The sequence below is a fragment of the Treponema sp. C6A8 genome (genome assembly GCF_000619925.1).
In the GTDB taxonomy this organism is placed as follows: domain Bacteria; phylum Spirochaetota; class Spirochaetia; order Treponematales; family Treponemataceae; genus Treponema_D.
Genome location: NZ_KK211042.1, coordinates 48,578 through 61,044, shown reverse-complemented (window position 1 = coordinate 61,044; position 12,467 = coordinate 48,578). Strand labels below are relative to the sequence as shown.

The window sequence follows — 12,467 nt, the reverse complement described above, 5'->3', positions numbered from 1 at the left end:
TTTTAGTGACTTGCAGCAATTCCTTTAAGTCCCTTGCGAAGCACAAATGCGATTGCGCAGGTAAATAATACCATAACAAAAGAAAGGGAGTTGATTACAGGAGAAACGCCGAAGCGGATCATCGAGTAAACGTAAAGCGGCAGGGTAGTTGAACCAGGGCCTGCAACAAAGAAGGTGATTACAAAGTCTTCCAGAGACATTGTAACTGCCATCAAAAATCCTGACATAATTCCAGGCATGATTGCAGGAATTACAACTTTAAGCATTGTCTGACGTTCTGTTGCGCCAAGGTCGCGTGAGGCTTCTACAATCGAAAAATCAAACTCGTCAAGGCGGGCATTTACCATAAGGAAAACAAAAGGCAGACAGAAAGTTGTATGGGCTGCAAAAACGGTGAAGAGTCCGAGAGGAACCTTTACGCCGCTGAAGAAAATTACCATTGAAATACCGATGATAATTTCCGGCAGAACCATTGGAAGGTAGGCCAGAGTTTGAATGAACTTTTTGCCCGGGAATTTGTACCAGTTGATACCGATTGAAGCGGCGGCGCCTAAAACTGTAGAAACCGCTGCCGAGCTGAAAGCAACGACAAGACTGTTCCAGAGGGCATGCCACAAATCAGCAGAATCAAAAAAGAGCTTTTTATACCAGATTAATGAAGGTTCTGTAAAAACAGCGCTTTTTCCCTTATTAAAAGAATAAACGATGATTACTAAAAGCGGCAAAAAGAGGAAAACAATTGTAATCGCCAGCATAAATCTTGAAAAAGAGAAAATCTGACGGCCTTTTCGCCATGTTTTTTTAGCGTGACGCGCGTTTTCTGAGTTAGGTCGGCGACCGCCAATAGCATTATGTAAGAAAAAGTAAAAAGGATGGTCCATTAGTTTGTACCTCCTACGTAATTTTCTTCTTTTGCCATCTTCTTGCGAAGTTTAGCTTCTGCATCATTGCTTCTTGTAATCCAGATAATTCCGAATACAGAAATCAAAGTGATGATAAGGCTGAATGCCGCTGCCAGTGGCCAGTTACGGGTCTTCTGAACCTGATCAACAACGATGTTACCAAGCATGTAAGAATCTTTACCGCCGACCAGAAGAGGAACTGTGTAAGCGCCAAAAATCGGGATAAAAGTAAAAATCAAGGCAGAAATAATTCCGCTCTTAATGCCAGGAATCAAAACCTTAATCATTGACTGGGCTTTTGTTGCTCCAAGATCGCGGGCTGCTTCGAGTAAAGAAAAATCAAAGCGGTCAACGGCAGTAAAAATCGGAAGGATTGCATAAGGAATATACATGTAAACCGAAACAAGAATTACCGCAGTCTGATTGTACAAGAAAGGAACATACTCTTTGATTAAGTGCAGCTTCAAAAGAATCTGATTGAGCATACCGTCATTGTTCAAAATGCTCATCCAGGCAAAAATACGGATAAGCGAGTTTGTCCAGAACGGAATGATAATCAAAAAGAGCAGAAGGGTCTGATGACGGCTTCTAGCCATTGCATAGGCGCAGGGAAGCGACACTAAAATCGTAATCACAGTAGAAATTACGGTGATTTTCAGCGTTCGCATGACAATAATTCCGTATTCGGGCTTAAACATCTGATGGTAGGCCTTCAAAGAAAACTGCCATTCAACGCCGCCGTAAATGCCTTTTTTAAGAAAACTGTATATAAAAATGATTACAAGGGGAGCAATAAAGAAAATGCAGAACCACAATCCCATCGGCCAGCCGTAGAATATTCCAAGGTGTGCATCTCTTCGTTCTTTTGTTAAAGTTTTATTTTTCATAAACCTATAACCTATAACCTAAAACCTGACACCTATTTTTCGATGTCTTCAACAATGTAAGCGTCTTCTGCTGACCAGCTTACATATACCTTGTCTTTCCACTGAATTACAGGGCCATTGTCCATGTAGTCTGTGTGCTGCTTGAAAACCTTGATGATTTTTCCTGTATCAAGACGAACATAGAATTTTGACTGGAAACCAGAGTAAATAGGCTCTTCAACAATACCGCTGAATACGTTGATGTCTGTACGACCTCCAGTAGAAGGCGGTTCCAGAGTAATGCGGATTTTTTCCGGACGGATTGTAAAGGCAACCTTCTGTCCCTTGTCTGTTTTTTCGTAATCAGTTACCTGCATGTAGCGGTCAAGGGCAGTTTCTGCGGCCGTATCAGTTGCAAGAGGAGCCTGCTTTCCAAGTTCAGGTACAGAAAGGGTAGCCATAAAGTCATCTTCACCTTTAATTGATTTGTGAGGGACGCAGTCTACAACTTCTGCATCAAAAAGGTTTGTTTCACCGATAAACTGGGCAACAAACTGAGTTGCAGGGCTTTCGTAAATTTCAAAAGGAGTTCCAATCTGGAGTACGTGACCCTGGTTCATAACTGCAATGCGGTCAGAAACAGAAAGAGCCTCGCTCTGATCGTGGGTAACGTAGATAAAGGTAATTCCAATCTGGTCGTGGATGCGGTCAAGGTCAATCAAAAGATTGGCGCGGAGTTTAGCATCCAGGGCAGAAAGAGGCTCATCCAAAAGAAGAACTTTTGGTTCATTGATGAGGGCGCGGGCAATTGCTACACGCTGCTTCTGTCCGCCGGAAAGCTGATTTGGCTTTTTATGGATATGCTGGTCAAGCTGAACCAGATGAACATATTCGCGAACTTTTTTGTCAATTTCGTCTTTTGGAAGTTTTTTCAGACGCAATGGAAAAGCAACGTTTTCATAAACGCTCATATGAGGAAAGAGTGCGTATGTCTGGAAAACTGTGTTTGAAGGTCTCTTATCCGGTGACAGCGGAATGACGTTTTTATCATCAAAAAGAACTGCACCGTCATCAGGGAATTCAAATCCTGCGATAATGCGGAGAAGAGTAGTTTTTCCGCATCCAGAAGGGCCGAGCAGCGAGAAGAACTCGCCCGGCTTAATAACAAAATTGATGTCGTCCAGCGCAACAAAATCACCGAAGTGTTTTGATACGTGGTCGATGGTAACCTGACTTCCTTTCAACTCAAGTACCCCTTAGAAAAAAATAGCCGTCCATACGAACGGGCCTTAAAAAAAAGTTTTTTTTTGACTTCTGCCGGAGCTTTAGTCGGTAATGTTTACCATAATGTATATAAGAGCTTTTAGCAACATAAATTTTTGACTTTGAAATATAAATTTGAGTTTTATTCCAAATCTGCCGATAAAGAATAGTCGGATTATATATTTTCAGGAAGGCTGTATGGCAGGATTTGAAAAAGACTTAAATTACGGGCAGTTTGTAACAAAAGAGGGGAATGTTTCTCCTAAAAAAAATATAAACTTAAAGACAATTAACTTTTCTTCTTCAGATTCGGATATAAAACTTGCTGGAAGCGTTATATCCAGGAATTTTATTTCCGACCGCGCCAGGAGAAAAAAGCAGCACGATATAGAAAAAAAACGTAAAAAACGTGTTGCAACAATCAATAAAAACATAAAGAAATCCAAGAAACTTGCAGCCCGCATGGAAAGATTTAATGCCGGCCTCAAAAGAAAGCAGGATAAAGTAAAAAGGCAGAATGCCGCTCTTGAACAGAAAGAACGCCTTAAGAAAATTAATTCCAGCCTTGGCAAGAACCGAAGTTCAATCGGAGTTAAGCTTATCTGCATCATCTCGACTCTTGTAATCATTTCGCTGGGACTTATCACCTTCCTGGTCTCAATGTTCGTTTCCGGCGATACAAGAATCAGCGCAGAAGACAACAACCTTACTATTAATAGCCGTACTGCCACTGATACAGAACACCGCCTGAATACGGCATTTTCAAACGTCGGAATGTTCCTTGACCTTTTGCGTAATTCTCAGAGTAATGAAGAAATCGCCAGCAACGCTGCAATGTTCTTTAAGCGAAACCAGGATATAGCGGCTATCATTCTTCCCGACGATTTCAGGACTTATGCAAATAAATCATTCTTTATAAAAAATGAACTTGATGAAAAGCTTCTTGATGATTACATATGTTTTGAATCAGATTCAGTTGAAAAGGCATATCAGGGCAATTATGTTCTAAAAAATGCCTCGCCGGTATTCAATGTTCCGGCAATTGCAATGTTTTCACCTCTTTCTGCTTTCGCCGAAAACCGCTGTATTGTCGTAATCTATTCATCGGCAGCACTTTCCGAAAGTTTTGGAACGGGCTCAATCAATCTTTCCTTCTTTGTAAATAATGCGGGCGAAATCCTTATTCATCCGGATATGAGCCTTATGATGGAAAGCGTCGACTACAGCGATAATTTTATCGTGCAGAAGATGAAGGAAAGCCTTTCCAATAACGGACAGCTCACCTTTACCCAGAATGATGGAGAAGAGGATGCTGAATACATCGGTGCTTTCCATAAATTGACAAACGGAAGCGGCGCCATTATCACAGTCGTAAAAACGTCAGTGATTCTTGAGGCGGTAAACGCAACAACGCGGCGAAATATTTATCTTACAGTGGCAATCCTCTCGCTCGCGATACTGATAATTTATGTCTTCTCAAAATCGCTGAGTACTCCGCTAAAAACCCTTACGGCGGTTGCCAACGAAATTAACAAGGCCAACTTTAACACTGAGCTTTTTGAAGAGCTAAATACCAACCGCAAGGATGAAATCGGCGTTCTCATTCAGTCCACAAAAAAAGAGCGTGAAATCCTCAATACCTTTACAAAACTTACAAACAAGGGTGTAACAGACGCTATTGTATTGAAGAAAATCGATTTTGAACCGCACTTAAAAGACATTACAATTTTCTTCAGCGATATCCGAGGCTTTACTGCAATTTCAGACGGCTTTAAGAACCGCTTTGGTGAAGAATCTGCCGCAGAAATCATCGGATTTTTGAACGACTATATGAGCCGCATGGTAACCTGTATTACAAATACCGGCGGTGTTGTTGATAAATTTGAAGGCGATGCAATCATGGCCTGCTGGGGCGTTCTCCGCAATGATGATTTAGACTGCGAACTTTCGCTTGAAGACCATATTGGAAAAATCCAGCGTAAAAATAACTGCATCCTCAGTGATGAAGAAAAAGCGGCCCTGGTCGCAAAACGCGAAGACTTCGAGCAGAATCATGCCCAGCACATTATGGATGACGCAATCAGCGCCATTACAGCGTCAATTGCAATGCGCTACTCTCTGATGAAGTACAATAAGGACGCCGAGGCCTTTACAAAAGCCCACGAAGGCGAGCCTCTTGCAAAATATAAACCTCACATTAGAATCGGTGCCGGCATAAATACCGGTCGCGCAACAGTAGGTTTTATGGGTTCTTATGATAAGATGGAATTCACTTCAATCGGTGATGCAGTAAACTTTGCAAGCCGAACGGAAGCCAGCAATAAGCCTTGCGGAACTGATCTTTTGATTACGGAAGATACCTATAATCTTTTGAAGACCCGCTATATCCGCTGTGAAGAAAACAGCTTTGAAATTTCGCCAGTGGATATGCCTTATGAGATTATTGCCGAGCAGATTCCAGTTGAATTTGAAGTAAAGGGAAAGGGTGCCCAGCATTTCTATGCGGTTGTAAATCTTCCTAATTTTGATATTGAAGCCTTCTTTAAGAAAGCCGACCCTGATTTCAAGATTGATGAAGACTGTCGCAAGGCAGTTGGCCCTGATGGCCCTAAAAATATACATGAAGTCCGCGCTATGCTTGGAATTCCTGAGCCTGATTTTGAAGGAGTAAATCTTGACGAAGAAGAAAACAAGATTCAAGTCAAAACTCAAAACTCTGGCTCGTGATTTTTTCATCACATTTATCTGTCTAGGTGTCTGCGCTGCAAGCCTCTTGCTTTTCTGGAAGGACTTGAACCTGTCTTCTACCAGAAGTGACAAGGATGCAATTGCCAGCATCACCTTTAAGTATAAGGTTGCGCAGAGAAAATTCACCGACAGGGTAGTTTGGGAACGTTTACAGCAGAATTCTCCTCTATATAATGAAGATACAATCCGCACTGCCGATATGGCGAACGCAACTATCACTTTTAATGGTGGCGAAATCCTTGACGTGCACGAAAACTCCATGGTGCAGATTTTTAAGTCTGCTGACGGCAGCGTGCGTCTGACTGTTGGTGGCGGCGGAGTTGATGTTGATACTTCTTCAGGCTCTTCTTCTGGTCTTGCAATTCAAATGCAGAACGGCAGTACCATTCAGATTGAAAGGGGAAGTCGTCTTGCGGCCCTTAATGATGCTGACGGAGAATCAAGTTTTCAGCTGCGTGCCGGAAGCGGAAGCCTTTTTAGCGGTGGGGAAGGCGATGCCGGGGAAGTTTCCCTTACTGCCGGAGAAAGTGTAAAAGTTGAAAATTCAGGAGAGATAAAAAAAGTTCCTCTTTCTGTAACTTCAATTCCAAGTGATTTACTGGTTTTGAATTTTGAAGAAAGAGCTCCTTCTGTTCATCTTGAATGGCGTGTTTCAGATGCTCTTGCAGGCAAATCAATCATAGTACAGACATCAAAATCAAAAGATTTTACTACTTTGGAAAATACCTGCAGCATTCAGAATGAAAATTTCCTTGATATTAAGGCTGAGGCAGGAACTTTGTACTGGCGTATTTTTGAAGAGGGAAACGAAGCTTCTGATAAGATTTCCGGCCGAATAAGAACAGAAAATATAGCAAAAACTGTGCTGACTTCACCTTTGGATAATTCTTCTATTAAATACAGAACAAAACTTCCTCAAATCAATTTTACCTGGGAAGGCAGCGATTACGCAGACTATTACCGTCTGGAAATCTCATCTGCTCCTGATTTTTATCAGCCTGTGCTTGTTGTTGATGTAAATTCCTCAAGCTATAGCCTGAATACCCTGAAAGAAGGTACTTATTTCTGGCGCCTTACACCGTTTTACAGCCTGCAGAATACAGGTTTTATAGAGTCAACTCCGGTAAATCAATTTACGATTTCAAAAGCCGAAAGCCTTACTGCCCCAATAGCGGTGATCCCGGGCGAAAATGCAAATCTTTTCTATATGGATGATTCTCTGTCTACGACTTTCCGCTGGAAATCTGAAGACGGCCCGGAAGGTTATAGAGTCTTGGTTTCAGATTCAGAACTTTTTGAAAATATCGTTTATCAGACTGAAACAAAAGAAAACCGCATTCAGAATGTATTTGTTCCCGAAAGACTTCCTGTCGGACAATATTTCTGGAAGGTAGGAAGAAAAGCTTCTCCTGAAGAAGGAATTGAAGAATCCTGGTCAGAAATCAAACGCTTTAATGTTTCATATTATGTTCCTCAGAAAAACAGGCTTATCTATCCTCCTGATAATTTTGTTGTAGAAGTTGAAAGTGTAGGCGACACCGCTTTCTCATGGAAACTCAGCGACGAAGCCAGGCAGAAGGAAATTAAGGAAGGTCGTACTGCTGTAAGCCTGATACAGATTTCTAAAGACGCTGACTTTACTTCTCTTGTATATGAAAGTCGCACGGATTCGACTGAAGTCAGCAATATAAATCTTGATGGCGGAAATTATTTCTGGAGGGCAGGTCTTGCTGATGAAGGCGGTGGTAAAACTGAATTTACCCAGCCAAACAGATTAATTGTTATGAAAGATTTGCCTGCTCCTGTGATAACTTTGCCTCTTGAAAATCAGACGGCAATGATTTCTCCTGTCCGACCTTTGAAAGTTCGCTGGCAGAAGGTTGACGGCGCCGATTTTTATTCTGTCCGCATTATTGATAAGACAAAAAATCTTAAAATCGCGGAAAATCCTAATGTGAAAGAAAATGAAGTTTCCTTCCAGCTTGAAAATATAGCTGATAAATTTGATGAGTTTGAATGTATCGTTCAGCCGGCTGTTGAGGCAACTGATTTTACGGGGCTTAAACGAGGCTCACCTTCAGCAGTTCTTTTCTCTCTCAGGGGAGCGGATCCTGTACAGCTTCTTTCTCCAATAAACAATATCCGGCTTGACGGTTTGAAGACCTTAAAAGAGCCTGTTGTCCTCAACTGGAAGGAAGGCCTTGATGCGCCTGAAAAATCACAGTTTATTCTGCAGAAACTTCAGGCTAACGGAAGCTTTAAAACTGTCTTTGTAATTGAAAATCCGGCAAAGGCTGTCAGCATGTCTGAACTTGCAGAAGGTACCTACAGGTGGACTATAATTGCAAGCCTGGCAGACGGCACGATTGTAAATGCGCCAAAGTATCAGAGTTTTATGGTAGGCGCGGTTCCAGAACTTGATAAGCCAGAACTTTTAGAGCCTTCAATGAATTTTGTCATGAACTCAACTTTCCTTAGAAAGAACAGAGTCCTGAAATTCAAATGGAATGCGGTAGAAGGGGCGACTGATTATACTTTCAGTCTTTATAAAAAGACTTCGGTGCCTTCAGCATCTGGCGGAAATTCTGTTAAACTTCAGCATATCGTCACTGAAAAGACAGGAAAAAACACAAGCTTCCGTTTTAAGGATTTGAAGCTTCTTGATGTCGGTGAGTTTGAATGGCAGGTGACGGCATATTCTATAAACAAAGAAGGCCGTGAAGAGCAGCACAGTAAGGTTTCTGTCGGAAACTTTAAAATTGATATTGGACTTCCTGGAAAAATTAAGGTAAAAAATCCGGGGGAGATTTTTGTAGAATAAGATGTTTGCAAAAGTAAACGTAAAAAACATTTTGATTTTCTCTTTAATCTTTGGATTTTTGACACAGAATCCTTTTGCCCAGGATAAATCCAGACCCGTTACTGAAAAACTTGAATGGGCCCAGGATGACAATGTTCTTGAGTATCAGATTCAGGTTCGTAATAAAGCCAGCGGGGAAGTTAAATCTTTTACAACCCAGCAGAATTTTATAGAAATTTCAGAAATGCCCGGCGAATTTGAATTCAGGGTAAAAGCCGTGGATATTCTTGGCCGCGAAGGAAGTTATACAGACTGGCAGGGCTTCAGAATTACAAAAGCTCTTTTGCCTTCTATCGAATCCTTTCCATCTGAAGGCTGGCAGATTCCTGAGACTGCTGTAGATTCAGCGGTAATTCCCGTTGATATAAAAAATATTCAGCCCCGCTCAAAAGCTCAGCTTGTAAATTCTGCAACGGGAGAAGTTCTGGACGTTGAACTTGTTACAAGGGGCAGCGGCTCTTCTCTTGTTGCAACCGGATTAAAAGTTCCTGTGCTTAATGACGGAGACTGGAAAATAAAGGTCATTGACCCTAGTGGAAAATCTTCAGAGAGTGGAATTATCAGGATAAGTAATCCATGGCCTGAAATTCGTCAGAAAAGGGCAGAGGAAGAAGAAAAACGCCTGGCAGAAGAGAGAAGAAGACAGGAAGAAGAGCAGAAGCATCTTGAGGAAACTCAAGAAGAGGAAAGGCGACTGGCAGAGGAAGAGAGACGTCTTGAAGAGAAAAGAAGGCTTGCAGAAGAACAGCGTCTTGCCGAAGAAGAAAGAATTGCAGAGGAAGAAAGAAAGAAGGCAGAAAAGCATGCAAGGAGGGAAAAGGCCAGCTTTGAGCTTTGTGCCGGTTACGCCCTTCCAGTGATTCTATTTGACGATGTAATTCCAGATTACATGAAAAATTCAATCTGGCCAGCCAGCGTCTGCGCAAAAACTAATTTAATTCCTCTAAAAACTTCTGCAGGTAATTTTGGCTTCGGGCTTTCCGGTATTTATTCAAGAATGACTTCCAAATTTGACTATTATACTATTGAGGGAAACTTAGTTACCGGCACTTTTAATCTCATCTACCAGCCTCCGCTTTTCAGACAGAAAGATGCCGCAAATTCTTCCCAGCGCTTTACACTGGAATTCCATGGCGGGGCAGGCTTGCTAGGTCTTCTCGGTTTCAGATATATCTATTCCACAAATGAGACTTCAAAGACCATGAACAGTCTTAATCTCTGCTACGATGGAGGCCTTTCATTTAAAGCAGTAATTATAAAAGGCCTCTACGTAGAAGCCTGCTGCGATTTTGTCTACTCTTCCCTGACCGACATGCAGTTAGGATTAATAATTCCGCAAGTCTGCGCCGGCTGGAAATTCTAGAGAAATCTTAATTCTTTTTATCCGAACGGTGATTTTTTTCAACTTCGTTAATAAATTTTCCGTTACCGCCGGTAGAGCGTCTTGTTCCGATTACCTTTGACTGAACTTCTCCGGTTTTCTTCATTTTTCTGACCATATTTTTTTCAGTAACAGAAAGTTTACTGAAGTTCTTTTCGTACTGACCCGGAGATGCCTGACTTACACTGAAAATTTTTGCAGATACAAGTAGAAAGACAAGGGCTGCAGTAATAACAAGCCCGATAGCAGTTTTTTTGACAATCTCAATCAGCTTCTCTTCGTCTATTTTCCCCATAAAGACACCCCCTTTTTCAAAAATTACAGACTTTATTTCCCACCCTGCTCAATTATTATTACATCGGAATTTATAAAAAGCAAATTTTTATTTTTAAATTATCAAAAAAAAAATCAAAAATTTATGATTTTTGCTTATTGTCCTATTGACACTTTTTTTAATAAAGAATATATTAATCAAGCATTCGCAAGAATGAGTTGGGCTACTAGCTCAGTAGGTAGAGCAACGCCCTTTTAAGGCGTGGGTCACTGGTTCGAATCCAGTGTAGCTCAGAAAAGGACTCTGATTTTTCAGAGTCCTTTTTCTTTTAACCCGATTTTTTTCTCCCTTATATCTTTGTAGTAGACTATTTGTTAAAAATTCATTATTTTAAACCTATAAAATTTAATCTAATTAATTTTAGGAGATATATTATGGCAGTTAGAGTTGCTATTAATGGTTTCGGCCGTATTGGTCGTTTGGCTTTCCGTCAGATGTTCGAAGCTGATGGTTATGAAGTAGTTGCTATCAACGATTTGACAAGCCCAAAAATGCTTGCTCACCTTTTGAAGTATGATACAGCACAGGGTGGATTCATGGGCCGCATCGGTGAAGGAAAACACACTGTATCAGCTACAGAAGATTCTATCATCGTTGATGGAAAAGAAATCAAAATCTCTGCAGAAAAAGACGCAGCTAACTGTCCTTGGGCAGCTAACAAAGTAGACGTAGTTCTTGAATGTACAGGTTTCTACTGTGCAAAAGATAAGGCTGCTGCTCACATCACAGCAGGTGCTAAGAAAGTTGTAATTTCAGCTCCAGCTGGAAACGACCTTCCTACAATCGTTTACAATGTAAACCACAAAACTTTGACAAAGAACGACAACATCATTTCTGCAGCTTCTTGTACAACAAACTGTCTCGCTCCAATGGCTAAAGCTTTGAATGACTACGCTCCAATCGCTTCTGGTATCATGTCAACAATCCACGCTTACACTGGCGACCAGATGATTCTTGACGGTCCACAGCGCAAGGGTGACCTCCGCCGTTCACGTGCTGGTGCTCAGAACATCGTTCCAAACTCAACAGGTGCTGCAAAGGCTATCGGTCTTGTAATTCCTGAATTGAACGGAAAATTGATTGGTTCTGCACAGCGTGTTCCAACACCTACAGGATCTACAACTATCCTTACTGCTGTAGTAAAGGGTAAAGATGTAACAAAAGAAGGAATCAACGCTGCAATGAAAGCTGCTGCAACTGAATCTTTCGGTTACAACGAAGACGAAATCGTATCTTCAGACGTTATCGGTATGAAGTTCGGTTCATTGTTCGACGCTACTCAGACAATGGTTTCTAAGATCGACGACGATACATACCAGGTACAGGTTGTTTCATGGTATGATAATGAAAACTCATATACTAGCCAGATGGTTAGAACAATTAAATATTTTGCAGAGAACTGCTAAGTTTTAGTTGATTGAGTAAAAAGCCTCGCTTCGTGCGAGGCTTTTTTTGTCTTTAGACACGGATTATACGGATTTTATTAGCCACAGATGGGACACAGATTCTCGCAGATAAAGGATGCTTTAATATGATAACTTATAAATTCAGATAAGTTATGTATACTAAAAATTTTCCCTGCCGCTAAAAAATCTGTGTTTATCTGTGTCCTATCTGTGGCTATTTTCTTAATTTTTCAGCCACTTCTTCTGCGCGGTTTTCCATCAGCATAAAGCAGAATTTTACTGATTCATTACCGGCATTTGCAGTTACAAAAATCGTTCTCTTTTCATCGGGATTTAAGAAAGAAAAGAAGGATTTTTTAGGAGTTTCAAAAGTCAGGTTTTCTAAATCGTTAAGGCTGATAAACTGATCTTCTGCCGGGGCATCGCCGCTGTTCTGGCGGAAAAAGAAGTCAAACATACCTTCAGTAGCAGGATAATAGAAATAAATGTCCTGACTGCCATTCTCTCCCTGACAGAACAAAATCAGTCCCCAGGCGGTTCCCAGTCCGGATTTAGGATAAATGCCGATTTTATTTACGCTTTCTATTGTTCCTCGTAATTCAGCAAGTTCACAGCTTTCTATTTTCTTTCCAAGATTTTTTTCAATTCTCTGGATGATTTTTTCTTTTTGTAATTCTGTTTTTTCTTTTGTACGCATAATAATAATT

9 protein-coding genes and 1 tRNA gene are annotated in these 12,467 nt (G+C 41.1%); 5 read left to right on the top strand and 5 right to left on the bottom strand.

What is annotated here, in order from left to right:
* Positions 1 to 2: 2 nt before the first annotated feature.
* From T530_RS0112240 to T530_RS0112230, 3 genes are read right to left on the bottom strand one after another with little or no spacing between them, the layout of a single operon-like run.
* On the bottom strand, positions 3 to 881 hold the full coding sequence (locus T530_RS0112240) for an ABC transporter permease (RefSeq protein ID WP_027729256.1): 879 nt from the start codon (positions 879 to 881) through the stop codon (positions 3 to 5).
* The gene (locus tag T530_RS0112235; RefSeq protein WP_027729255.1) at positions 881 to 1,789 is read right to left on the bottom strand and encodes an ABC transporter permease; all 909 of its coding nucleotides are present in this window, start codon (positions 1,787 to 1,789) and stop codon (positions 881 to 883) included. Before T530_RS0112235 ends, T530_RS0112240 begins: the two co-directional genes overlap by 1 nt.
* 32 nt (positions 1,790 to 1,821) lie before the next feature.
* Positions 1,822 to 3,012, bottom strand: a complete 1,191-nt coding sequence (locus T530_RS0112230; RefSeq protein ID WP_027729254.1) for an ABC transporter ATP-binding protein — start codon at positions 3,010 to 3,012, stop codon at positions 1,822 to 1,824.
* 217 nt (positions 3,013 to 3,229) lie between these two features.
* On the opposite strand from T530_RS0112230, the gene T530_RS0112225 reads away from it, so the two are divergent.
* From T530_RS0112225 to T530_RS14915, 3 genes are read left to right on the top strand one after another with little or no spacing between them, the layout of a single operon-like run.
* Entirely contained in the window at positions 3,230 to 5,758 is a 2,529-nt protein-coding gene (locus T530_RS0112225) for an adenylate/guanylate cyclase domain-containing protein (protein ID WP_027729253.1), read from the top strand.
* Positions 5,706 to 8,600 (top strand): hypothetical protein, encoded by a 2,895-nt coding sequence (locus tag T530_RS0112220; protein WP_027729252.1) that lies wholly within the window; start codon positions 5,706 to 5,708, stop codon positions 8,598 to 8,600. Before T530_RS0112225 ends, T530_RS0112220 begins: the two co-directional genes overlap by 53 nt.
* A 1-nt stretch (position 8,601) precedes the next feature.
* On the top strand, positions 8,602 to 10,002 hold the full coding sequence (locus T530_RS14915; protein ID WP_051537984.1) for a hypothetical protein: 1,401 nt from the start codon (positions 8,602 to 8,604) through the stop codon (positions 10,000 to 10,002).
* 7 nt (positions 10,003 to 10,009) lie between these two features.
* Here T530_RS14915 and T530_RS0112210 read toward each other — a convergent pair whose 3' ends face one another.
* Complete coding sequence (locus tag T530_RS0112210) at positions 10,010 to 10,315, bottom strand: hypothetical protein (protein WP_027729251.1); 306 nt, start codon at positions 10,313 to 10,315, stop codon at positions 10,010 to 10,012.
* A gap of 199 nt (positions 10,316 to 10,514) precedes the next feature.
* Between T530_RS0112210 and T530_RS0112205 the strand changes: the two genes are divergently transcribed.
* Positions 10,515 to 10,587, top strand: a tRNA-Lys gene (locus T530_RS0112205).
* 141 nt (positions 10,588 to 10,728) lie between these two features.
* The gene (gene gap / locus T530_RS0112200) at positions 10,729 to 11,760 is read left to right on the top strand and encodes a type I glyceraldehyde-3-phosphate dehydrogenase (RefSeq protein WP_009107166.1); all 1,032 of its coding nucleotides are present in this window, start codon (positions 10,729 to 10,731) and stop codon (positions 11,758 to 11,760) included.
* A 214-nt stretch (positions 11,761 to 11,974) separates the two neighbouring features.
* Here the strand turns inward: gap and T530_RS0112195 are convergent, their stop codons facing one another.
* Positions 11,975 to 12,457, bottom strand: coding sequence for a hypothetical protein (locus T530_RS0112195; protein WP_027729250.1), 483 nt, complete (start codon positions 12,455 to 12,457; stop codon positions 11,975 to 11,977).
* Positions 12,458 to 12,467: the final 10 nt, after the last annotated feature.

Excerpts from the sequence above, each read along its gene's own strand:
- T530_RS0112240 (WP_027729256.1), bottom strand. The coding sequence starts at position 881 with ATGGACCATCCTTTTTACTTTTTCTTACATAATGCTATTGGCGGTCGC.
- T530_RS0112235 (WP_027729255.1), bottom strand. The coding sequence starts at position 1,789 with ATGAAAAATAAAACTTTAACAAAAGAACGAAGAGATGCACACCTTGGA.
- T530_RS0112225 (WP_027729253.1), top strand. The coding sequence starts at position 3,230 with ATGGCAGGATTTGAAAAAGACTTAAATTACGGGCAGTTTGTAACAAAA.
- T530_RS14915 (WP_051537984.1), top strand. The coding sequence starts at position 8,602 with ATGTTTGCAAAAGTAAACGTAAAAAACATTTTGATTTTCTCTTTAATC.
- T530_RS0112210 (WP_027729251.1), bottom strand. The coding sequence starts at position 10,315 with ATGGGGAAAATAGACGAAGAGAAGCTGATTGAGATTGTCAAAAAAACT.
- gap (WP_009107166.1), top strand. The coding sequence starts at position 10,729 with ATGGCAGTTAGAGTTGCTATTAATGGTTTCGGCCGTATTGGTCGTTTG.
- T530_RS0112195 (WP_027729250.1), bottom strand. The coding sequence starts at position 12,457 with ATGCGTACAAAAGAAAAAACAGAATTACAAAAAGAAAAAATCATCCAG.